Genomic DNA, 24,744 nt, shown 5'->3' on the forward strand with positions numbered 1-24,744 from the left:
CATAGCACTATTAACCGACTGTGCTAAATTGTCATTATCATAAATACCGCTTTGTAACTCATCGTTACTTGGTGTCTGATAATCAACACTATAAAGTTCTGGCGGCGGTGCTAACGCTTCATGTGCAATAGCATCTGGAGCTGATGCGGAAGGAGCTGGTTCTATAGCTGGTACTTTGGTAGCAGACCCATTACTATCATAAGTATTGCTCAAGACTTCATCGACTGGTAAAGGACGAAACGCCAATAAACGCAAGATGCACATCTCAAGCGCTTGCATCGGCGTACTTGCAAGCTTGACACCTTCACGAGCTTGTACAACGATCTCATAATACAGCTGCAAGACATCAGGGCTAATATGCTGAGCTAGCGTATAAATATCTTTTGCTTGCGCCTCATTAACATTGAGAGCGACCTCAGGTAACAGCTGAGTTAATGCCAACTGATGTAACAGTTCAGCAAGCCCATCAAACATACTGGTCGCATCGACCATTTGCGCGCGCATTTGCTCAATATGAGCAGCAACCGCCGACTTATCATGATTATAGATATCTGTGATTAGACGCACTAAGTCAGCAGCATCAATAAGACCAAGCATTGCATTAACAGTCGCATCATCCAGTGCGCCTTGACCAAAAGCAATGGCTTGATCAGTCAATGATAAAGCATCACGTACAGAACCTTTGGCTGCACTTGCCAACTGCCAAATCGCTGGCTGAGTATAGCCTACCTGTTCTTTGGTCAAGATATTTGCCAAGTGCTCGCTAAGTAACGTTTGAGGTAATGGGCGCAGAACGAACTGCAAGCAGCGCGAAATAATCGTAATCGGTAGCTTTTGTGGATCAGTCGTCGCTAATAAAAACTTCACATGTTCAGGTGGCTCTTCTAGCGTTTTAAGTAGCGCGTTAAAGCTGTGCGTAGACAGCATATGTACTTCATCAATCAGATAGACCTTATAACGCCCTTGGCTTGGCGCATAAGGCACATTGTCTAACAGCTCACGCGTGTCTTCAACCTTGGTACGAGATGCGGCATCAATCTCAATAAGATCAATGAAACGCCCCTGATCAATAGCAACGCAATTATCACATACGCCGCAAGGGGTACTGGTAATACCTGTATCACAGTTCAAGCATTTAGATAAAATACGCGCAATCGTCGTTTTACCCACACCGCGCGTACCTGTAAACAGATAGGCATGATGCAAACGATTGTAATCAATCGCATTAATCAACGCTTGAGACACATGCGTCTGCCCAATCAACTCATGAAAGTTTTTTGGTCGGTATTTGCGAGCTAAAACTTGATATTGCTGCGTCATAAGAAATGCCAATGTAAATAATACAAATATAAAGGAAGCGTCAAACTATTGAATCATACTATGTTTAGGTTATAACTGAGCTTGAAGTTGGGCCAGTCGGTCATATAAGCGTTGAGTACTTTCATCAATCAATGAGCCTGCTTGATGAAATATATCGAGATAAACTTCAGTATTTACACTGTCTTCACATGGCCGAAACTCTACGCCCAGTAAAAATAAATCGTCCATTACTGGCTCTTGTAACTGGACATTGATATCTGACAATAAATCTTTATAAGAGCGCCTAACATTCTCTGCGCTTAGCGAACTGCTATCGTCTTGCGCATAAAACACCATGAGATAATGGCGTCCAAATACATGATAAGAATGCTCATGACGGACATAACCATTCCAGCGCGAGTCTTGATCCATGGTTCTATAAGCTAAGATTTTTTCTACTAGACACGCATAGGTATACATTGACTCATCTACCAAAATATCAACCTGCTCATTTGGTAAAGGTCTACCCGCTTCATAATAACGCTCAAGAACACTGTTAAACAGCTTGAACCACATCCGAGTATTTTTTTGCATCTCAGCCATTAAGGCATCGGCATACACGGTCTGGTTCGACTCTACTGCTTTAAGTAAGCGTAATTCAACTTGCTCAATTAACTCGTTATCGATTAGCTGCTCTTGCACCCTAATCGCTCTTTGGTGAAAGTCAGGTGATTGTAGAAACTGTTTAAGTAATGTCGATTCGTTTTGAAATGATGCAAAGCTAGATAGTTGACGACGATGAAAATCTAAAAAGGTTGTCAAATCACTTGGCGTCACTAACTGATTAAGGATATCAACGAAGTTTTGATGACTAAAGACTTGTAGGATACTTTGCTCATCATCCAAGTCTAAAACACAGTCTTCTGCAAAAAACCGACTGCCATATTCGTAGCCAACTGCATAAGATGAATGGCCCGATTGATCGTCTTGATGATTAATAGACAATGACGTTAAGCCAATAAAATAAACCGCTTTATCAGTTGTCGCGGCATTTCTATCTACAATTAGGCTATCATTTTTTTGATAAATCTGAGCGTGGCGTTTGATAAGTTGGTTAACAACTTCTTTTCTCCACTCACGAAATTTAGCATTATCCACTTCTTGCTTATTTGCCTGCATCACGACGGTATTGACGAGCAAATAAATAGTAGCGCCAGAAAACTCAAAAACAAAATCATAACCCTGAAAATGATCAGAGTCAGTGATTTTGTCATCAGGCAACTCATACAATGATAAAAAGCATTGCTGAATCATTTTTTGCCATGGCGCATGTGATGCTTGCTGAATATCCATAATACCTCTATAAACGATATTTCACAAAAAAGCTGATACCCATTCTGTGAAAATGAGCAAAAGCTTTTTGTGCTGAGTTAAGTATCAGTTTGGATTTATAGCAAGCAAACCCATCTTAGCTGTCTTGTTTGCGGCGCATGTGCGGGAACAAGATCACATCACGGATACTAGCAGAGTCGGTAAATAGCATTACTAGACGATCGATACCAATACCCTCACCAGCTGTCGGTGGCAAACCATAAGACAATGCTTCGATATACTCTTCATCGAAATGCATGGCTTCATCATCGCCAGCGTCTTTTTCAGCAACTTGACCACGGAAACGCTCGGCTTGGTCTGCTGGATCATTAAGCTCACTGAAGCCATTAGCCAACTCACGACCACCAACGAACAGCTCAAAGCGATCGGTAATCTCAGGATTGTCATCACTACGGCGCGCTAGTGGTGATGTCTCAGCAGGATATTCAGTAATGAACGTTGGCTGACGTAATTGATGCTCAGCCGTTTCTTCAAAGATAATCGTCTGTAGTTTACCCACACCGAACACATCTTTGACTTGCTGCTTAAGTGTCGTAGATGCATATTCTGCTAGGTATTCACGATCATTGATACGTGTCATATCAAAGTTTTCAGCATATTTTGCAATCGCATCAGACATTGACAGACGAGCAAATGGTGCTTTTAGGCTAATGGCTTCTTCTTGATACGTAAGCTCTGTTGTGCCCAACACATCTATTGCTAACTGATTAAACAGACGCTCAGTCAAATCCATTAAGTCATGATAATCAGCGTATGCTTGATAGAACTCAATCATGGTAAATTCAGGGTTATGACGGGTTGAAACCCCTTCATTACGGAAACTACGGTTAATCTCAAATACGCGCTCGAACCCGCCAACGACTAGACGCTTAAGATAAAGCTCAGGCGCGATACGTAGATATAAAGGCATGTCTAATGCATTATGATGCGTCTCAAACGGACGGGCTACTGCACCGCCTGGTATCGGATGCATCATTGGCGTTTCGACTTCCATAAAACGCTCATTAAGCATAAATTGACGAATACCACTAACGATCTGACTACGAACCATAAAGGTATTGCGAGTCGTCTCATTGGTCATCAAATCAAGATGACGATTACGATAGCGCGCCTCGACATCAGCCAAGCCATGGAATTTATTTGGCATTGGACGTAGTGATTTGGTCAGTAGCGTAATTTCTTCAATATGCACATACAAATCGCCTTTACCTGAGCGACCGATGTAGCCTGACACCCCAACGATGTCACCCAAATCTAGTGATTTAATGCTCGCACGCGTTTCCTCATCAAGCTCTTTACGTGCTACATATAACTGAATACGGCCTGTCATATCTTGGATCACGATAAACGAACCACGGTTGAGCATGACTCGACCTGCCACGTTGACCTGTGTTTTTTCACCATTTGCTGCTTTTTCTTCAATTTCCTGCTTTGAGACACCATCAAAAGCCGTCTGTAAGTCTTGCGCATAATCAGTGCGTTTGAACGTATTAGGATACGGCTGTTTACCTGAAGCACTGATATCATCTAGCTTGGCTTGCAGTTGTGCGATTAGCTCGTTAGCATCTTCTACGACTGGGGTTTGATCTTGGTTCTGATTATTGTGCTTTGACATAACACTCTCAATATTTTTAGGTAATTAAATGGATAAACGAAAACAGAAAACAGAAAACAGAAAACAGAAAACAGAAAACAGAAAACAGAAAACAGAAAACAGAAAAATTAAATCAATACTTATTATTATAAGAACAGACATGGTGATAAAAACGATAAAACTACTGGTACTCTTAAAGACTAGCTACTAGTCATTGCCACCGATACTGGCCATCAAATCAGCCTGATGCTCACGCAGTAGTGCATCAAGAATCTCGTCCAAGTCGCCTTCCATAATGGAATCAAGCTTATATAAGGTAAGGTTGATACGGTGATCGGTCATGCGGCCTTGTGGAAAATTATAGGTACGGATACGCTCTGAGCGATCGCCACTACCGACCAAGTCACGACGTATAGAGTCCGCCACATCGACCTGTGCTTGCACTTTGGCTTGTTGAATTTTAGAGACCAGCATTTTCATAGCATGCGCACGGTTTTTGTGTTGGCTACGCTCTTGCTGACACTCTACCACGGTACCTGTCGGAATGTGTGTCAAACGTACGGCAGAGTCAGTCGTGTTCACGTGCTGACCACCAGCGCCGCTTGAGCGGAAAGTATCCATTTTGATATCAGCAGGATTGATATCGACGGTATCATCAATCTCAACTTCCGGCATGACCGCAACCGTACAAGCTGACGTATGCACACGACCTTGGCTCTCGGTTTCAGGGACACGCTGTACGCGGTGAGCGCCTGATTCAAACTTTAGACGACCATATACACTATTGCCAGATACACGAGTGATGATTTCTTTATAACCGCCATGCTCACCTTCATTTGCAGAGAGCACTTCTAGTGTCCAGCCTTGGCTCTGCGCGTATTTTTGGTACATACGGAACAAGTCACCAGAGAAAATCGCTGCTTCATCGCCACCTGTCCCTGCACGAATCTCTAAAAATGCTGGTACTTTATCGTTAGGATCTTTTGGTAGCATCATCAGATTAAGCGCTTCTTCCATCTCTACGATGGTATCACGCGCACTCTCAATCTCATCGATCATCATCTCTTTCATGTCAGGATCTGTTGCATCGGCTAGCATCGCTTCTGCATCAGCCTGATCCGTTTCTGCACCCACGTAGTTTTGCCACAGCGTCGTGATCTCCATCAAGTCGCTGTGCTCAACAGACAATTCACGGAACTTATTATTATCACTAATGACACTAGGATCTGATAATAAAGCGGTGACCTCTTCATAACGGTCTACCATCTGGTCTAAACGCAGGCGTAAGGATTCTTTCATAAAAGGACTTTTAATTAGATAAGAGGAATAAGCCCGTGATTATAGCAAATTTTTTGGGGTAAATTAAAACCTCTAATCATTCTTGTTGATATTGTCGGTAATCTCGATGTTATCTTCTCCAACATCTCTGTTTATATTTAGATGTCACAGCTTAATTTCAATAGCAAAAACAACAGACAAAAAAATAGCTAAGAATATTCTTAGCTATTTTTATCAAAACAAGTAGTCAAAGTATTAGACCTTGCGAACTAAGACCGATCCAATAGAGTAACCTGCACCAAATGAGCAAATAACGCCCAGATCACCTGATACTAAGTCATCTTTGTGGCGATGGAATACAATCATAGGACTCGCTGAGCTTGTATTGGCAAATTCAGCAATAACACTTGGGGCAATCGACTTATCGGCATCTTTACCGACTACGGTACGTAGAATCAAATCCAACATATTGGCATTGGCTTGATGCAACCACATCATCTTAACGTCAGATGTTGGGATGTCGTTTTCTTGCAAGTGCTCAGTGATAATCTCTGACACTTTTGGACAGACTTCACGGAATACTTTACGACCGTTTTGCAAAAACAGCTTATCAGTAACCGGTGCTTTGATATCTGGATACATTTCAGTCTGCGCTGCTAGGTACTCTGAGCGATCCATAAAGCCATATTCGTTTTTAATGTTGGTCGAAAACTGAGTAAATAGCTTAGAGTTTAGAATCTCATAACCTTTTGGCGTATCTAATTCTTCAACGATAGAAGCAGTCGCTACATCACCGAAGATAAAGTGGCTGTCACGGTTGCGCCAGTTTAGATGCGCTGAGGTAATCTCGACGTTGACCACAGCAATACGTTTGGCCAAACCAGAGATGATAGAACCATGTGCTTGTGACAGACCAAAAGTCGCCGCACTACATGCAACGTTCATATCATAAGCAAAGCCGCCAATCATACCAATTTCGTTCTGGATCTCGATAGCAACCGCAGGATAAGTACGCTGGAAGTTTGAGCAAGCAAGGATGATACCGTCTAAGTCATTGGCCTCAAGTCCAGCATCCGCCAAAGCGTCTCTCAGTGCTGCTGCACCCATTTCAGCCATGACTGACAACTCTTCGCCCAAGTTGCGGTAAGGGATAACTGGCGCCATGATTTCAGTATTTAAGATACCTTCTTTTTCCATCACATAACGTGATTTGATACCAGATACTTTTTCGATAAACGCAGCTGAAGAAGGCTCAAGTGCCGTCACTGTCTCTGCAGCTATCTCTTCAGCATGTTCGGTATTATAGTTTTCAACATACTGGTTAAATGATTCAACTAGCTCTTCGTTACTAATGCTGTAAGGTGGGATATAAAGACCAGTGCCTGTGATACAAGTCGTCATGATAAGCTTCCTTGTCTACTACTGTGGTGCTTGGAATAAGCATAAAAGTGGAAAAATAATAGCCATTCAAATTCAGTGAATAACTGTAAACTTAAAATCAGTGTGTTTATTATGCCTGAATATTATAATTTTTCTAATACTTTGTTACAAATAATCTGTTTCTTGCCATAAATTAGCAAAGACTGCCGTCCTTTTTGGATAGCTACGTTATAATTAGCATCATTTATTCTGTACTATTCATCGAACTATCTTAATAATTCAGAACATTGATACGCGCTCATATTTAGGAATACTAATGGCAGAACTTCTCAACTGGTTATTTGGTCAATACGCTGACTACTCTACGATATTTATCATTCTCGAACTGATTGCCGTTGTCTTCGGCGTAGCAAGTGTCTTACTCGCCAGCAAAACCAATATTTTAGTCTTCCCTATCGGTCTGGTCAGTACTGCTATATTTGTGTACCTACTGTGGAAGTGGCAGCTGTTTGGCGATATGTTCATCAATGCTTACTATACCGTGATGAGCTTGTATGGCTGGATTAACTGGTCAAAAAATAAGAAAAACCAGTCTGTTGAACACAAGCAGTCAAATACCAACAATGTTCGTATTGAACATTTGCATGCAGGTGACATCCCTATACTTTCTGCTTTGGCAGCGGGAACGATAGCTTTTGTAGGATTGGTTTATTATTTCCGCCCAGTGATTAATAATGGCTTTAGTTTCGATGGTGCGGTACTTGGAATCCATTTATTTACTTGGGTCGATTATACTGACATGCTCACTACGGCTTTATTTTTGATGGCAATGTGGCTCATGGCACGGCGCAAAATCGAGCATTGGATACTCTGGATCATCGCTGATGCGATATCGGTACCGCTATACTTCTATAAAGGTTTTACTTTTACCGCGCTACAATATGTAGTCTTCACTCTTATCGCAATCTGGGCATACTATGAATGGCAACGACGCTACCGTGTACAACCTCGAGCAGCATACGCCTAAATCTGTCATCAACGTCGCGGTTTTAGGGGCAGAAAGTACGGGTAAGACGACCTTATGTCGTGATTTGGCCGAGCATTTTGATACTCCTTGGGTGTCAGAATACATGCGCACCTACTTACAGGCAAAATGGGACGACGAGCAGCTGACTTGTACGTGGGAAGATCTGATCCCTATCGCACAGGGACAGGTTACACTAGAGAATACCTTGGCCAAACAAGTCGCTCAGTCGTCTAATGCCAGTCATTATTTGTTTTGCGATACCAGTTTGTTTGAGCTGATGGTTTATTCTTATTGGTATTATGGCGACTGCCCTACGGCCCTTGAGCAAGCAGCGTTGGCGCATCACTATGATTTGATATTATTGACTGAGGTTGATACGCCATGGGTCGCCGATGACCTGCGAGACAGTCCACACCAGCGTGATGAGATAAGTGCTTATTTCGCCAGTCAATTAAGCAAGCATCAGAAATCATTCCAACGCATTAGTGGCGATAGAAAAGCGCGTGTTCGGCAAGTAGTAGCGCAGCTCGCTAATATAGATAGAATATCGCCACACTAAAGCTAAAATGAACCATACCCATAATCAACGTTATTTATTCTTTAAGACTTTCGTGTCTTTAAAAATTCTTTGTATTTGAAACCTAAGAGATACCCATGCTAAAGAAGTTTGAGCTTTATTTAGAAAAAACCATATTTAATAGCCGCTGGATACTGGCACCTTTTTATCTAGGATTAGTGCTAGGCATTATTTTATTATTTATTAAGTTTGTCCAAAAGCTATGGCATATGTTTGCTGACATTCTGACGGCCTCTGAAGCCAGTGTGATTGTAGATATATTGGTATTGGTTGATATCTCTCTGGTTGCCAGTTTACTGCTTATCATTATATTCAGTGGCTATGAGATCTTTGTCTCAAAAATCGATACTGGCACTCATGATGATCGTCCTAGCTGGATGGGAAAAGTAGACTTTTCTGGTCTGAAGCTCAAAGTCATCGGAGCAATTGTTGCTATCTCGGCGATTGACCTTTTGAAATCCTTTATGGATATCTCTAGCGGAATGAGTGAACTTGATGCTGACAAGCTCATGTGGAAGGTCATTATTCATATGACCTTTGTATTGTCTGGCTTGTTATTCGCTATCATGGATAAAGTCGTTGGCGATACAAAAAAGCATTAAACACATTAATAATCGAAAAACAATTATCCGAAAATATCAACTTTTACCCTTTCACAGTTATTCCATATTTCCTGCACATCTTCTCTTCATGCCCTCTCTATGATGTCTTTTAAAGCCACAGTCTGCTATCTCGGCAGCTGTGGACTAAAGACACTTAGGAGACGACAACATGCAAAAAACATTATTGACTAAGTTATCCATCATTGTAGGACTATGTATTATCTTTTCAATCGGGCTCACTATGATTGGCTCTATCATATATGAGAGGCAAAACTACGCAGCGTCAGTAATAAAAGAAATCACCCAGCAGCATGTCAATCCACAAGAAGTCATCACCCCTTTTATCGCCATTCCTACGACAGTCACACCAGCCTGCCAGTCAGATGCAACAGATACACTAAATGTAAAGCGCAAATGCGAACCTTCATACTCGAAAACTGAGACGATATTTGCCACTCAGACGCAAGCTGCACAAACCCTAAAAGTAAACACAGACACTTATAAACGCGGTATCTATAGCGCGACTAGCTATGATGGTCAGCTGACATTCGATCAGAGTTATACGTTTGTAGAGTCTTTAGAAAACTTAGATCAGATTGGAACTACAATTGACAATGATGCAGATTCAGTCGGTACCTCTCCTAATGCAGATAACACGCCATTGGCCAAAACCATTACCCACTGGAATAAAGCAAAATTGATCATTCCCGTGTCTGACTTACGCGGTGTCGCTACCCTGCCTACTGTCACAATCAATCAAAAATCAATTGCAGCAAACTATCCGCAGATACCAATGATAGAGAACTTAAACTATGTCGAAGTAGATATTCCTAAAGATGTATTGGATCAATTAATCAATCCTACTAGCCAGCAGAATAAAGATAGCCTTATTGCCACAAACTCAGCGGATATAAATTTAGATAAATCAGTGTTAAGTAGCCAATTATCCAGCCCTAAAGACAATCAAGCGCTCAATATTGTGATCGACTTACCATTAGCTGGCATTAGTAATTTAACGACTGTCCCAACTGGGCAGAACTTTACTCTGTCTATGCACAGTAACTGGCAGACACCAAACTTCATCGGCAAAGCATTACCAAATACCAAGAGCATCACCGCTAAAGGATTTGATGCCAGTTGGCAAAATCAGTATTTAACCGTTGCAAATAATCAGTACCTCTCTCAATGTCTCAGCGTGTCTAACCATCAATGTACTGTCATAAGTGAATCAACGCTCAATATCGATAGTCATTCGTACAATCCTGATTCGCTTGAGGCATCAAGAGGTCTGACGACAGACAGTGCAGCAGTAGCTGGTAGTAATCAAAGTGTTCTGCTAAACAGCTTTGGCGTTAGTTTTGCAAGCCCCAACGATGTCTATCTACAAACTGAAAGAGCCATAAAGTACGCGTTGCTATTAATTTTGGTATCTTTTGGCACTTTCTTTTTATTTGAAGTGCTCAAATCAAGTCGTATCCACCCTATTCAGTATCTACTAGTCGGCTGCGCACTATTTGTCTTTTATGTTTTACTACTACCGCTTGCAGAACAAATCGCATTTTGGCAAGCCTATATGGTAGCGGCCAGTGCTTGTGTGGGACTTATCGGTTGGTATAGCTATTACGTTTTTGGCGGGTTCAAACGGGCTTTAGTCTTTACCGCGACACTTGCCGGACTATATGCTGCGTTTTTCGGTATTTTAAGTACAGAAGATTTAAATCTATTACTGGGCGCGATATTTTGTTTTGTGATACTTGCCTGCGTGATGGTGATGACTCGCAAACTTGACTGGTATAAAGTGACATAAATGATGAGAGCCATGCGCTGTATAAAACAAGTCAGACAAACTGGTAGTAGATAGTATATTTTGAGCTGGCAATTTAAAGGAAAAAAGCACTTGGCTGCCTTAGTTTATCAACTGAGCTAAGGCAGCTAATCGTTATATTATTTGACGATATGATTGTTTAACGCTTTAGCCCAATTATTGCAATTATCCTCACAGCGCGGACAACAATGATTGGGGTCAGATATTTCATCGACGTAACCGCAATACATACAAGCATAATAAACCCCTGCTTCTACTTGCTCGACCGGTCGATATTGCTTAGGGAAAAGCGGCATACCGTAGTCTGTCTTTTCAGAGGTGTGCAATAGAATACTAAAATTGCCATCTGTCTCGAGCAAACCGACACGAACTTGCCCTAAATGCTCAACGCCCTGCTGACGCATTTCAGCAAAAAACTCATCGTGTGACATTTCACCTTTTTTGATTTTATCAAGCACCAGCATGCCATCTTCTACAATATAAAGTGACTTGCCTTCTAACAGGTCTTCAAAAGGCTGAAATTTCATCATCGCCCAAGTACAAAGCCTATAGAGCGAAATGACGGTACCCATGATTAATACCGCTTGAATGATGGGCAGGTCTTCGGTGAACATGGGATCACCTGCAATAGAACCTAGCGATAAAATGATGGTTAACTCAAAAATAGAGAGCTGACGGACACCGCGCTTACCAGTAAATCGTAAAAATGTGATAATCAATACAAACATGACAGTGACACGTATTAAGATTTCAAAGGCAAATAACCAAGTTGTGTCATGAATAAAAATACTTGCCCAATCCATACTATCGTTTCCTATTTATTTATCTGATTTATTGTGTTTAATGAATGTTGTTCTAAAGATTCATTTGATGCAAAGCACATCATCCCTATTTTTAGACCTTATCGTCAATACAACTATCGTTATTCTGATTTAAAAGAGACTTTTTGCCATAAGTACGACAAAATATCCTGTCTTGTGAAACGGCTATAGATTAGATTAATCAGTTATGAATCTATTATCTTTGCTAAGAAATAAGCGTTCGTTATGACAGCGTATCTCAAGACCTAAAAATAAAATCCTATGTTTGCCTGTTTTGTGCCATTTATTCATTGTAGGAATTACTTTTGAAAGCCACTATTTATACCATTATTGCGTTAATCGCCTTTGCTGCAAATTCTCTGTTTTGCCGAATGGCATTGGCGGAAGGCTACATCGATGCTTGGAGCTTTACCATCATCAGGCTAGTTAGTGCGACGGCCTGTCTAGGCATTATCATGGCTATACATGCTTACAGACTGCGACGCCAAACGTCTAATCATGACGAATCTACTGTCCACGCTATATTAAATGACAAAGGCAGTTGGTTAAGTAGTCTCAGCTTGGTGATTTATGCGCTGTGCTTTTCAATTGCGTATGTAGAGCTGGATACTGGCACTGGGGCATTGATTTTGTTTTCAGCGGTTCAGCTGACGATGATTGGCTGGGGTATCTATAAAAAAGAACAGCTCAGCGCGCTACAATGGTTAGCGTTTGTCGTTGCAGTGGCAGGGTTTGTATATCTGATGTTGCCATCCGCTGCCATACCGTCACCATTGGCTGCAGCGTTAATGGCTATGAGCGGCATAGCTTGGGGAGTATATAGTATACGCGGCAAATCATGTGTCTCACCGCTGCGAGCGACAGGGTTTAATTTTGTGCGTAGTTTAGTCGCTGTGCCTATACTACTACTGGTAGGTATGACGTATCTAGATGACTTAGGTTTGAAAAATATCAATTTGGATGGTATTACCATTGAAGGTGTACTACTCGCCTGTGCATCCGGAGCGATCGCCTCAGGGTTGGGCTATAGTATCTGGTATACAGCGATGCCACTATTGAAAAACACACAAGCCGCTATCGTTCAGCTATGTGTCCCTGTGATTGCTGCCTTGCTAGGTGTGATATTTTTATCTGAGCAGTTAACTATGCCCTTTATTATCGCAAGTACGGTCATTTTGGGCGCGGTCTTGGTGTTTACCTTAAATAAAAAAGTACCGGTATAAAATAATGCTATTAACAACCTATCATTAGCTAAACTGCTCAGAAAAAGTTCCAGCTTATGATTCTACCAGACAACATAAAACTCCCCGACTCTTATAAATCGAGGCGTTTTATATTCGAGTTATTATTTTAATATTGCTAGTCTACGGTCAACAGTCGTTGAACAATAGCATTTAAGCAACAGTAACTTCTAGACGAGTATCGACATTGCCGCGAGTAGCATTAGAATACGGGCACACCTGATGCGTAGCTTCGATCAACTGCTGCGCCTGCGCTTCATCAATACCTGATACTTCTACAGACAGCTCTATCTCTAGGTTGTAGCTACCGTCAGCTTTCATACCGATACCCACTTGCGCAGAAGTTTTTGAAGCGGTAACAGGCAATTTCATGTGCTGTGCAGTCATGCTCAAAGCGCTATCAAAACAAGCCGCGTAACCCATGGCAAAAAGCTGTTCTGGATTCACGCCTTCTTTGTCTTGCTCTTGAAAAGATACCAAGTCAAATCCTAAAGAACCATCGTCTAATCCAGTATGGCCAGAACGTCCACCAGTAGCGGTTGCACGCGTTTTATAAAATATTTTCATGAGTAATTATTCCTTGTTTCATATTATTAGAGGTCGTACTTACGCTGTTGCGATGAGATTATTATAGAATCCTCTGCATTTATACGTTAGAACAAACCTCTATAACTCTTGCCTAATCCTACAAATATTTATACTATCAGGCAACTCTATAAAATAAGCACTCGTGATGAATCAAACGACTATTGACCAACTTTTAGCAGTACTACCTAGAAATAAAACCATCGAGTCCGCTGTTTCAGGCTTGTTCTTTTACTGCGCGGACAAACCAAGCAAAGCCGTAAGCTATATTCAAGAGCCAAGTATTTGTATTGTATTGCAGGGAGAACGCGAGATTTATTTGGGTGCTGACTGTCAAAGGTTTGACAATAGTAACTTGATGTTCTGTCCAGTTAATATACCGCTAAGTATGCATATCAAGCACGCTTCGATAAAGAACCCTGTCATTGTTTTATCAATGAAATTAGATTTAGCCATGATTAGAGATGTGTTAGCGCAGATACCGACCACACAACCAGTAGCAGGCAATCATTTAGGGATAAAGTGGCACCTAGATGACACCATAATGGACGCGTTTGAGCGATTGATACGCTTGCTTGATTATCCAAACGATATTGATTTTCTGTCTTCTCTAATTCAACAAGAAATATACTATCGCCTACTCTTGGCTGAGCAAGGCAACAAACTTAAACAATTGGTCGTTATCGGTAGCCATACACGCCGCATTGCCCAAGCGACTGACTGGATAAAGGCACATCTAGATGAACCTATAATGGTTGAGAGCTTGGCTAGTAGATGCGGCATGAGTGTCTCAGGGTTTCATCAGCACTTTAAAGAAATAACCCAGCTGAGTCCACTACAGTATCAGAAAAACTTACGTTTAATGGAAGCTAGGCGCTTAATTAAGATGCATGGGGCGCAAATATCACAAATAGCGATGCAAGTAGGCTACGAAAGCCCTAGTCAATTTAGCCGAGAATATAAGCGGTTTTTTGGTCTGAGCCCGAGTAGTGAGTTGTAGTTATAATCTTATTTTTTAATAGAATAAATTTAACTCGCTTAGGCTACTTTCTATTATATCTATGAAATTCTTCCTCAAAAAACTTCATTTTTAAATTGAATGATTTATGGAGTATTTTAAATAAATAGAAAAATTGGTTGACTCGACTATATATTCGTATTATAACATATTATATATTTAAAAAAAATGAATGTATGGGAGTAGCTTTATTCTGCGTACGATCGATGTAAAGCAATCAATAGAAAGCTTAGGGAGGAGATAACATGATTCGTTTAAGCTACACTCTCAAATGCTGGGCACTTGGCATCACGTTTTTTACAGTGTTCTACTTTATGGTAGTCATGAGTGACCCTGGCTTTAGTAAGTACATTTATATGTTAGCTTTCAGCACTTTGCTATTCCCTATCGCTAAGCGTGCAGTCGATGTCATGACCGATTTTTTCGCACCAGATATTGAGCTGTTCAATGGATTGCTACCATCACTTTTAATCAATATTGTGATTTGGATACTTACTCCATTTATCGTCGCATTAACTGTGATTGCCTATATACTTTATAGCATGGGTGTATTGACAGAAAAGATTAGCCATTAGATATTATACAAATAGAAAGGCTAGGGCGTGTCCTCATTTTAAAAATGGTGATAAAAATGAGATAAATTGCAGTCAAACAAGGAAAATAGCGTAGATAATATCGGGATATTAACCAGCTATTTAACGATGTTTGGCAAAATTTAGCCATTTTTAGCCCGTTTAGATATGATCAATTGAATTGAGGACACACCCTAGATTAGTGCTTGCTAACTTAAACTTTCTATTTGTACATTAAAGTTCTAAACAAATACCTGATAAGATCTTTTGTATCACGTCTCAATCCGCTCACTATATGTAATATGGATTTTTAAATGCTTACTTACTAACTTCATTTCCTCATATATTTCCCGTGTATGAGACTTTCTCTGTAATGTGTCTGAAGAGTTTTTTATAACGAGATAAGAAATCAAATTCAAACTACGGCAACCTTCAATAAGATTTGATTCGCTTGGCATTCTCAATATTTTTGCAAAAACACTATAAAGTAAAATAGCTTGTTTCTTTGCCAAAATCATTGAAGATAATCTTATAACTTCGTTTTGTACATCCTTGTTGACATTATCATTTATAAAGCCAGATTGTTCTCGAAGGAATAGAGATGAAACTTCTCCAAGTATTTCTTTTAACCCTACTATGGGTTCTAAAATCAACTTTAAAGTAAACTGACCTATGACAAAAATTGTGACACCTGCAATTATAGTTAGAAACATTTTATAAACCTCACAATTAAAGAGAATTATATACAACCTTCTAACTCACCTTGTCCCACATTTTGCTTAGACGCTTAGGCGATACTGCCATACGAGTTTTCATAGGCTGGGCAAACAGTTGAATACGGTATTCCTCCACCATCCAGCGATACTCACTGATGGCTTCTTTGTCCGCACGTCCTGCTAGCCGTTCCATATGCAAGTCAAGCGCGTAAACACCATCAAGGTCGGCATCGAGATTGTGCTCCAAACGCTCTAGCCGAATCTGTAACGCTTCAAGATAGCGTGGGTACTGTTGCCAATGGCTATAGTCCATCCGATAAACAAAATCAGCCAAATGTAAATCTTCTAACTGATCTTCGATATCATCGATAGACTCACCAAATATCTCGCGATCTAACATCAACAACCCTTGGCGAATACGCTGCCAACGAGTGTAAACATTCTTAAGCGTTTTAATAACGCTTTGACCAGTTAATAAGAAATTACTCACTACCACTTCGAGAGTCTGAGTATACTCCTCAGAGGTAAACGGTAGCTCCTCGCTCAATCCGACTGCAATATCATCGGCGCTTTCTGGTAAATTTTCAGAATGATCAAATAAGACATAGTGCTCTTCGAGAGCCGCGTCTAACGCAGCATCTATAACGATCGTTTTGAGTTTATCCATATCGCCAAGTGGTGCAAATGCCAGTTTAAATATACTATCGATTTGGCTCGTTAGCTGCTTTTTCTTTGCACCAAGTTTGCCTTTGATTAAAGTCAGCACCCCGATACGATGTGCTTGAAGTGCTGCATTGACATCAGTGTATTGATGAATCGACACAGCTTCTCCCGCTTCATCAGCGACAAGCGCTGCAAACTGTTTCATCACCACACCTGCACTATGATGGTTTTTGCTAAAAGCAAAATGCTCAGGAAACTCAGTATGCACGCCTTGCTGCTCATTTACCGCTTGACTGGTTTCAGATGCATGACGAATCTGTAGGGTTTGTAGATCACGGCCTTTTTCGATGATACGGTTTTTCTCATCGACCACGCAGATTTGTGGCTGCAAATAACGATCAATCGTAGATGGATTGAAGTTCTCTGGCGTCACCGACATGATACCGCGACGATGTAATGCCTGACACAGCTGCTTCAGTAACCCTTGTCCACCCTTTGGTTGCAACTCATCAAACAAACTGTCTGCAGTATTGGGTATCGGTACGATTTGACGACGTATCTCTTTTGGTAGCGACTTGAGCAGCTGCAACACCAATTCATAGCGCCAACCGGGCACGCCCCACAGTAGCTCAATCGCGTCGAGCTGCGGTAATGCGGCAAGCGGTACACGTATGGTCACACCATCATCATCGCTGGCCGGATCAAAGATATAACGGAGTGGCAGTTTTAAATCGCCCAGCTTCCACACTTCTGGAAAGTCCCCTGTGGTCGGCGCTTGGCTATTAAGCACATCTTCATCGGTGAAGAATAGATGCTTGGCATCATGCTTTTCGACTTCTGCACGCCAATCCTCAAACGCTTTGCGACTGGCAACGTGCTCAGGGATTTTCTTATCATAGAACTGATAGAGAGTCTCTTCATCCACCAATAAATCACGGCGACGCAGCTTGTCCTCGATACGCTCAACATGAGCAATCTTATCCATGTTATGTTGCAAAAATGGTGCATTGCGACCAAAGTTACCCGTCACCAAGCCATCACGAATAAATATCTCTCGTGACTCGACCAGATTGACTTGCTCATAATTAGTCAGCTGCTTACTAATAATAATCAGCCCAAACAGACTAATCTGTGCGTAGGCTTTGACGCGTCCTGTTTTCTTGGACCAGTGTGGTTCGAAGTAATGATATTTCAGCAAATCACCTGCTGCTGAGATAATCCATTCTGGTTCAATTTTGGCAACAGTACGCATAAAGACTTGTGAAGTCTCCACCATTTCAAACGCCATCACCCAAGGTGGTATTTGTTTAAACACCGTACTAGCTGGGAATATCTTGGCCTTTTGCTGACGCGCAGCCAAATACTCACCGCGGCTTTCAGTCTTATGCGCGATGATAGACAACAATCCTGTTAACAACGCTCTATGCAGATTGGCATATTTGACCGCTTTTAACTCTTCGTCTTCGATCGCTGTTGGATCATTAACAGCCACATTTTTATCAGCAGCTTTTGACTCATTGACATCCGTTAACTTCAGCTCAGTGACCATCTGTACCAACTGACGATGCGTCTGATGCCATTCACGTACACGCGGGAAGCTTAAATAGTTTTTCTTAGCAAACTGCTTACGCTGATTACCAGACAGTTTATTGCCGTCTTCATCTTTTTCAAACAGCGCCTTCCATAGGCTCAGATAAAACAAAAAGTCAGAGTCGTCTTGACGGAAGACCGCATGCTTTTGATCCGCTTGTGTACGTTTATTGGCAGGACGCTCGCGTGGATCCTGTACAGCAAGCGCTGCCACAACGATCAGCATTTCACGAATACAATCAAAATCAGAACCAGCCACCAGCATACGTGCCAGCCTTGGATCGATTGGCATACGTGCCATTTTCTGACCAGTCGCTGTCAAACGTAGGTGATCAAGCCCTTTTCTCGCTTTTGGCTTGTTAGCTTTGTCTTGAGCAGCAATGTCTTTCTTAGAAGTAATAGCGCCCAATTCATCTAGCAGTTTATGACCATCAGTAACCAATCGGCTATCAGGCGGCTCAATGAATTCAAAGTCATCCACACTACCTAGACGTAGATTGGCCATTTGCAAGATTACTGACGCTAAGTTAGTACGTAAAATCTCAGGCTCAGTAAACTCAGGGCGGCCACTAAAATCTTCTTCACTATAAAGACGAATACAAACACCTGGAGCAACACGCCCACAGCGACCTTTACGCTGATTGGCAGCTGCTTGCGAAATTGCTTCAATCGGTAAACGCTGTACGCGTGAGCGATATGAGTAACGCGAAATCCGCGCAAAACCCAAGTCAATCACATAACGAATACCCGGTACGGTTAATGCGGTCTCAGCAACGTTGGTCGCGATAACAATACGGCGACCTCGACCCGATGGTTGAAAGATACGCTGCTGCTCTTCATAAGTCTGCCGTGCAAACAATGGCAGTACTTCTGTATGGCGAGGGCCATGACGCTCAAGCACTTCCTGCGTCTCACGAATCTCAGCTTCAGTTGCAGCAAATATCAAAATATCAGCCTGATCGGCGTGACCTTTACTTTGCGCGTCGCTAAAGCACTCTTCGACCGCAGCAACCACAGCGCGCGGCAGGTTCTCTTCAAAATCATCGTAGCTGTCATCTTCTGAGCTGTTCACTGGCTCATCTGTCAACGGACGATAACGGACTTCTACTGGAAAGCTACGCCCTTCTACATTAAAAATAGGCGCAGGAACTTGCCGTTTGAGCTTATTGTCATAACGGCTGAAGTATTCACTAAAGCGCTTAGTATCCAGGGTAGCTGACGTAATAATGACTTTTAAATCTGGGCGATTGGGCAGCATCTTTTTGAGATAACCCATAATAAAATCGATATTTAAGCTACGCTCATGCGCCTCATCGATAATAATCGTATCGTACTTACTCAAAAACCGATCATGACCCAACTCAGCGAGCAGAATACCGTCCGTCATGAGCTTTACAATAGATTGCGCTGTCCCTTGCTCATTAAAGCGAATCTTAAAACTGACCGTATTACCTAATGGCTCACCCAGCTCTTCTGCGATACGGTTTGCCACACTACGAGCAGCCAATCGTCTCGGCTGTGTATGCCCTATCTGCCCTGTAATACCGCGCCCTGCTAGCATTGCAAGCTTAGGCAACTGCGTCGTTTTACCAGAACCCGTCTCACCAGCAACGATAATAACTTGATTATCGATAATCGCTTGTACTAAGTCTTCTGCGCGTTGGCTAACAGGCAGATCCAGATTTAGCTTGGCAGGTAAATCACTTGGAATACTATTGATACGTGCCTGCACAGCTTCTTGAGAACGCATTTTTATTTTCTCGTACTGAGCACGTTTTTTAGCGAGTACATCATCTAGCTTCTTTTCTTGCTCAGAATCATGATTAGATTTTTTATTCTTAGGCACAGCAGCACGTGCCAGCTCACGTTCAAGACGGCTTAAGTAATAGCTATCCTTGGCAAGTACTGGTAGATCCGCCAGTGGTACTGCTGGCTTCTTAGTATCTTGAGTTTCATTTACAGTAGATGTATCTGAATCGCTGTTTTCAGGAATATTGAGCTTAGAAGTATTGGGCATATTTGCTTAGGCTATTTATTATGTAGAAGTGGTTAGATTATGGGGGTAATTGGGGTATGATTCAAGTTAGTCGAGTCTTGATTGCTCTTGTATCAATAATGCTGAAACTATCACACATTACAGAACGTATCCGAACTTAAACTATCCATTAAGTTCATTTAATCAGGCGTGTATTGGGTTACTTTTATAAAATTTAGATAAACCTATTATAGCGCCAATTTCTTTAAATTCTTGATGCTTAGATAGCCGACGTACTCTTTGTCTTCTTTAGCATTCAGCTCATCTGTATCACTAATATGCTCAATCGAAAGCTGAACATTGGAGATAAGATCGTTTACGTTATATATATCATCTATATCTACTGCAAACTTATCATCAATATGAGAAGCTGCATTAAAAGGTGACGTTTCATCTTTAAAAGTAAACTGCTTATAAAAATCACTTTTTTTTGCTTGTTTGATCGCGTCAGCTTGGTTAGGTGCAACGATGAGTAGCTTGTAGTGAAATTCTTCAAAACTGCCCTGCTGATAGCCACCTAAATTGATAAAGAATAAATTTAAGTCAGTAGCAACCTTTACTTGCTCCCTTGGTTCAATTAACTTGATGGCATAACTACCCACTTTAGTAATTGCTCTATATGAATCAATATGCCATTTATTTTTTACCTCAGGCCAATGCTCATTGATATCTCCTATTAAGTCACTCACTTGACTGGCTGCGCCAAAGAAAATATCGTGTTGCTCAATCAGACGGCCTTTAGGACGACCTCCAAGCTGAACCATATATAGTGTTAGCATTTTACGTAATCTCTATTAAATCAAAATCCATAGTTAACCTAAAGGTAATGCTGTCATTGCTAGGATAGAATGTTCTTAAGTACTGTCATACTGGAACTACTCTACCCGTCTTCAATGCAAATGCCCAATCTTCACGTCCGTTTCTTAGAGCCATATTTGCTGCTGCTTCATGGTTATAAGCCACCTTGACATGCTCAGTTTGCCAATGTTTACCCTGTTGGGTCTCAATACACTTGATAAGAGCATAATTAGCATGAGGCGAATAAGTTTGCATCTTATGAAGAATAGGCAAATCATCTTCGTAAGCTGGATAGCCAACGCTACCACTATTCACAATAGTTTGTCCTGACGACAGTACTACTGTTCGCGGGATGTGTGTATGACCACATAAGATAACATCATTATCAATACCATCGAGTAACGCCAATATAGTCGCATCATTACGCACTATTGGTTGACCCGTTTCGATATCCTCTAGTAAATATATCATGTCATCGGTCGGCGAACCGTGGCAGAGGTATACATCCTCACTGACATGAAAATCAAATGGTAAAGACCGCATCCATTCAATCGCTTTTTTAGAGAGATCTTTGATAATAAAACCCATGGTTGGATTATTAGCAATTTCTGCCATAGTAGCTTCATAAATCTGCCTATCCTGATTGCCTCTAATAGTAATAATATCATCTCGATTTGCCATTAATAGCTCATAGGTAGCATGAGGTGCTATTGGCCCGTATAAAATATCACCAAGATTGACAATCTGATCAACATCTCGATATCTTATATCAGCAAGCACAGCTTCAAGGGCGTAGACATTACTATGAATATCTGAAATCGCAGCGATGGTTGTTATCTGTTTCTTTTCTAAGTTATCCATTTTCTGACTCACTAATCAAAAACTGCTTTACAACGTCAACGGTTGCTAACGGATCTTCTTCGTGCGGTACATGACCTAAGTTATCAAATATTTTAAGCTGACTATTACGTATATCTCTATGAAATAACGCGGCATTTCCTACAGGAATAAGATCATCTTTTGCACCCCATAAGATCAAAGTCGGCATGTCTAGCTGCTTTATTTGAGCTTGATCGCTCTCATCATCAGTTTCATTTAGGCGACGACTCAAAGCCTGCCGATTACCTTTACGTAGGGTCAATTCATAGTATCTGTTAATCAACTCCTCATCGACTTTGCTGTCATCGGCATACACGCTTAAAACGCTTTTCTCAACAACACTTCTGGGTAGGATGCGATTTAAAATTGGTGACATCGCTGGATATTTAGCAAGTTTAAAACCAATAGGAATATGTTTGGGCGTTGCTGGATAACCAACTGAATCTACCAATATCAATCGATTGACACGCTCAGGATACAAAGCTGCAGTACGCCACGCTACCTTGCCTCCCAATGAATTACCAGCTAGCGTGACACGGTCCAGCTTCAAATGATTAAGTACTTCAATGACAAACGCCGCATAATTTTCGCTGCTATATTGTGTGCTCTCGTCCACATAAGGACCTGTCAAACCAAACCCTGGCAAATCCATGCTCACGACACAGTATTGATCAGACAGCGCCTTGGTCCAGCCCTCCCATGTATGCAAACTTGCCGATGTACCATGCAATAAAACGATTGTTTCGGGTCGGTTTTTTTCGGCTGCATTGTCACGATTTTTATAACAGTTAGCTGACTGCACTACATGCGCCTGCATACCTTGTATGTCTATAAATTCGCTGTTGGGTAGTTGCCATTGTTTTAGCTCAGCGACGGTACGATCAGGTGCCCAGTATTTTGCTATAAATACCATTAACACGGCAATTGCGCCTAGCACTATGAGAACAGTTGCTTTCAATAAATACTGTGTCATATGATCAAATCCATTTAATAAGATGACGTTAATAATAAACATTCTATACCGTTAGCTCGTATGATAAGCCATAAAAAACCCCAACGTTCAATTTGTCTTGAACATTGGGGTTTCACTTATACTAAGCAGATATGACTAGGATTGTAATGACTACTTGATTATATCAAGAAAAAGTACGCCCATAGCCCGATAACGATAGTAGCAATGATATTTAATATGATACCTGTACGAATCATTTCTGTTTGCTTGATCAAACCTGTACCAAACACAATAGCATTTGGCGGTGTGGCAACTGGCAACATAAAAGCACACGATGCACCAATACCGATGACCAATACGAGCACCTCATGTGGCAAACCCATCTGCTCTGCAATAGCGGCAAATACAGGTACTAGCAATGCTGCCGAGGCAGTATTGGAAGCAAATTCTGTCAAGAAAATAATAAATGCTGAGACTGCCATCATCACAACAATAAGTGGTGCCGAAGACAACGCAGTTGCTACGGTTTCCCCTAGTACCAAAGACGCCCCAGATACTTTCAAAATTGTCGATAGCGCAATACCGCCACCAAACAACATGAGCACACCCCAATCCGTATTATCTGATACTTGCTTCCAAGATACCAACCCTAAGCTCACTACTGCTGCCGCTGCTGATAGTGCAACGATAGCATCAGTGTCCGTAATATCTAAAGCTGCACCAATCTTTTTGGAAAATATCCAGCTCAATGCCGTAACGATAAAGACGATGATAGTGACGATACGTGGCTTGTTCCAAGCAATCGGCGCATCATCAACTAGGACAATGGTACGGTTTAGGTTCGGCTTTAGATACAAATACATTGCACCCAACAGTACTGGTAATAGTATCAACATCATTGGGATACCAAACTTCATCCAATCAACAAATGCGATATCCAATGCTTTTGCAGCAATGGCATTTGGTGGCGAGCCGACAATCGTGCCCAAACCACCCAAACTTGCTGAATAAGCAATACCAAGCAGTACAAACACAAAAGTACCGCGATCTTCTTTACTATCAACTTGCGTTAAAATACCGAGTGCCAATGGGAGCATCATTGCCGTTGTCGCTGTATTCGATATCCACATGGACAAGAATGCCGTCACACCAAATATCAAAAATACTGCTGTACTAAGCTTGCCGCCCGACAACGATAGAATTTTTAGCGCGATTTTTCTATCGAGCTTTTGTACATGTAACGCGGCAGCCAAGGCAAAACCACCAAAGAAGAGATAAATAATGGGGCTGGCAAAGCTCTGCAGACCGACTTCAGCATTAAAATCAGGAATGCCAATTAATGTCCCAACCACAACCACCAAGATCGCAGTGATTGTGACGTGTATCGCCTCAGTGAGCCATAGCACGCCGATAAAAAACAGCATTGCTAGCCCTTTGTTAGCACTGACCTCAAATGGCAATACACTATAAATAATAAAACTAATGATTGCCGCAATGGCGACCACGATCAATCCTTTTCCCGTTCCCTTTGGGAATGTATCCGTAAATAAATACTCGTTACCATCATCAGGAATATGGCTATCCAGCTTTTTCTCTGACATAAATTATCCTTATCGCATCCAAAGTGAGTATGAAGTCAAAATTATTGCAACACACACTTATTATAAGACATCATGATATTCATATAGCGAACATTACGCGCGAAAATATCATATCAGAATAACTTATATATGAATACATTTTGATTAATTTTGTTTTTTTAGGATATCTGTTTGATTCGTTAATGATAATCACCTCTCGACTTTGTGAGATTTTTCAATAGTAGCTCTCTCACTACTTTGTTCTCACTGCTTTGAATGGACGCCTTGGTTGATAAAAATTACATAAAGCATTCAAACAT

At 41.4% G+C, this 24,744-nt stretch carries 20 protein-coding genes; 7 read left to right on the forward strand and 13 right to left on the reverse strand.

Annotation, left to right across the window (positions count from 1 at the left end; genetic code table 11):
* The 5 genes from dnaX to I3254_RS11325 all read right to left on the reverse strand — a co-directional run.
* On the reverse strand, window positions 1-1,320 hold a 1,320-nt coding region (gene dnaX / locus I3254_RS11305; RefSeq protein WP_238052930.1), incomplete at its 3' end, for a DNA polymerase III subunit gamma/tau.
* 69 nt (window positions 1,321-1,389) lie between these two features.
* Window positions 1,390-2,652 (reverse strand): hypothetical protein, encoded by a 1,263-nt coding sequence (locus tag I3254_RS11310; RefSeq protein ID WP_238052931.1) that lies wholly within the window; start codon window positions 2,650-2,652, stop codon window positions 1,390-1,392.
* A gap of 115 nt (window positions 2,653-2,767) precedes the next feature.
* Window positions 2,768-4,306, reverse strand: coding sequence for a lysine--tRNA ligase (gene lysS / locus I3254_RS11315; RefSeq protein ID WP_102090341.1), 1,539 nt, complete (start codon window positions 4,304-4,306; stop codon window positions 2,768-2,770).
* A gap of 186 nt (window positions 4,307-4,492) precedes the next feature.
* Window positions 4,493-5,584 carry a peptide chain release factor 1 gene (prfA, locus tag I3254_RS11320; protein WP_057760300.1) on the reverse strand — a complete coding sequence of 364 codons (1,092 nt, stop codon included), beginning with the start codon at window positions 5,582-5,584 and terminating at the stop codon, window positions 4,493-4,495.
* A 234-nt stretch (window positions 5,585-5,818) separates the two neighbouring features.
* Complete coding sequence (locus I3254_RS11325; protein ID WP_057760302.1) at window positions 5,819-6,964, reverse strand: beta-ketoacyl-ACP synthase III; 1,146 nt, start codon at window positions 6,962-6,964, stop codon at window positions 5,819-5,821.
* A gap of 295 nt (window positions 6,965-7,259) precedes the next feature.
* On the opposite strand from I3254_RS11325, the gene pnuC reads away from it, so the two are divergent.
* From pnuC to creD, 4 genes are all read left to right on the forward strand, one after another.
* A complete protein-coding gene (pnuC, locus tag I3254_RS11330; RefSeq protein ID WP_238052932.1) occupies window positions 7,260-7,970 on the forward strand; it encodes a nicotinamide riboside transporter PnuC in 711 nt (236 codons plus the stop codon).
* On the forward strand, window positions 7,942-8,529 hold the full coding sequence (locus tag I3254_RS11335) for an ATP-binding protein (protein ID WP_238052933.1): 588 nt from the start codon (window positions 7,942-7,944) through the stop codon (window positions 8,527-8,529). The genes pnuC and I3254_RS11335 overlap by 29 nt, the downstream gene beginning before the upstream one ends.
* A gap of 95 nt (window positions 8,530-8,624) precedes the next feature.
* On the forward strand, window positions 8,625-9,149 hold the full coding sequence (locus I3254_RS11340) for a TIGR00645 family protein (protein ID WP_102093027.1): 525 nt from the start codon (window positions 8,625-8,627) through the stop codon (window positions 9,147-9,149).
* 169 nt (window positions 9,150-9,318) lie between these two features.
* Window positions 9,319-10,956: a cell envelope integrity protein CreD gene (gene creD / locus I3254_RS11345; protein WP_238052934.1), complete on the forward strand. Its 1,638-nt coding sequence runs from the start codon at window positions 9,319-9,321 to the stop codon at window positions 10,954-10,956.
* Between the two features lie 137 nt (window positions 10,957-11,093).
* Here creD and I3254_RS11350 read toward each other — a convergent pair whose 3' ends face one another.
* Window positions 11,094-11,777, reverse strand: a complete 684-nt coding sequence (locus tag I3254_RS11350; RefSeq protein ID WP_238052935.1) for a YetF domain-containing protein — start codon at window positions 11,775-11,777, stop codon at window positions 11,094-11,096.
* Between the two features lie 323 nt (window positions 11,778-12,100).
* On the opposite strand from I3254_RS11350, the gene I3254_RS11355 reads away from it, so the two are divergent.
* A complete protein-coding gene (locus I3254_RS11355; protein WP_102091711.1) occupies window positions 12,101-13,018 on the forward strand; it encodes an EamA family transporter in 918 nt (305 codons plus the stop codon).
* Window positions 13,019-13,189: 171 nt separating this feature from the next.
* On the opposite strand, the gene I3254_RS11360 is transcribed toward I3254_RS11355, so the two are convergent.
* A complete protein-coding gene (locus I3254_RS11360) occupies window positions 13,190-13,603 on the reverse strand; it encodes an organic hydroperoxide resistance protein (protein WP_101204365.1) in 414 nt (137 codons plus the stop codon).
* 166 nt (window positions 13,604-13,769) lie between these two features.
* Here I3254_RS11360 and I3254_RS11365 point away from each other — a divergent pair, with 166 nt between their 5' ends.
* Together I3254_RS11365 and I3254_RS11370 are read left to right on the forward strand one after the other, a co-directional pair.
* Window positions 13,770-14,621: an AraC family transcriptional regulator gene (locus I3254_RS11365; protein WP_238052936.1), complete on the forward strand. Its 852-nt coding sequence runs from the start codon at window positions 13,770-13,772 to the stop codon at window positions 14,619-14,621.
* A 263-nt stretch (window positions 14,622-14,884) separates the two neighbouring features.
* Window positions 14,885-15,214 carry a hypothetical protein gene (locus I3254_RS11370; RefSeq protein WP_101205009.1) on the forward strand — a complete coding sequence of 110 codons (330 nt, stop codon included), beginning with the start codon at window positions 14,885-14,887 and terminating at the stop codon, window positions 15,212-15,214.
* Between the two features lie 269 nt (window positions 15,215-15,483).
* Here the strand turns inward: I3254_RS11370 and I3254_RS11375 are convergent, their stop codons facing one another.
* The 6 genes from I3254_RS11375 to I3254_RS11400 form a co-directional block, all read right to left on the reverse strand.
* Complete coding sequence (locus I3254_RS11375) at window positions 15,484-15,924, reverse strand: hypothetical protein (RefSeq protein ID WP_238052937.1); 441 nt, start codon at window positions 15,922-15,924, stop codon at window positions 15,484-15,486.
* Between the two features lie 40 nt (window positions 15,925-15,964).
* A complete protein-coding gene (hrpA, locus tag I3254_RS11380; RefSeq protein ID WP_238052938.1) occupies window positions 15,965-20,197 on the reverse strand; it encodes an ATP-dependent RNA helicase HrpA in 4,233 nt (1,410 codons plus the stop codon).
* 206 nt (window positions 20,198-20,403) lie between these two features.
* Complete coding sequence (locus tag I3254_RS11385; RefSeq protein WP_238052939.1) at window positions 20,404-20,994, reverse strand: DUF1543 domain-containing protein; 591 nt, start codon at window positions 20,992-20,994, stop codon at window positions 20,404-20,406.
* Between the two features lie 85 nt (window positions 20,995-21,079).
* On the reverse strand, window positions 21,080-21,874 hold the full coding sequence (locus tag I3254_RS11390; protein WP_238052940.1) for a metallophosphoesterase family protein: 795 nt from the start codon (window positions 21,872-21,874) through the stop codon (window positions 21,080-21,082).
* Window positions 21,867-22,865, reverse strand: a complete 999-nt coding sequence (locus I3254_RS11395; protein WP_238052941.1) for an alpha/beta hydrolase — start codon at window positions 22,863-22,865, stop codon at window positions 21,867-21,869. The genes I3254_RS11390 and I3254_RS11395 overlap by 8 nt, the downstream gene beginning before the upstream one ends.
* Before the next feature lie 158 nt (window positions 22,866-23,023).
* Window positions 23,024-24,445: a DASS family sodium-coupled anion symporter gene (locus I3254_RS11400; RefSeq protein ID WP_238052942.1), complete on the reverse strand. Its 1,422-nt coding sequence runs from the start codon at window positions 24,443-24,445 to the stop codon at window positions 23,024-23,026.
* Window positions 24,446-24,744: the final 299 nt, after the last annotated feature.

Source organism: Psychrobacter sp. Ps2 (genome assembly GCF_022129405.1).
In the GTDB taxonomy this organism is placed as follows: Bacteria; Pseudomonadota; Gammaproteobacteria; order Pseudomonadales; family Moraxellaceae; genus Psychrobacter.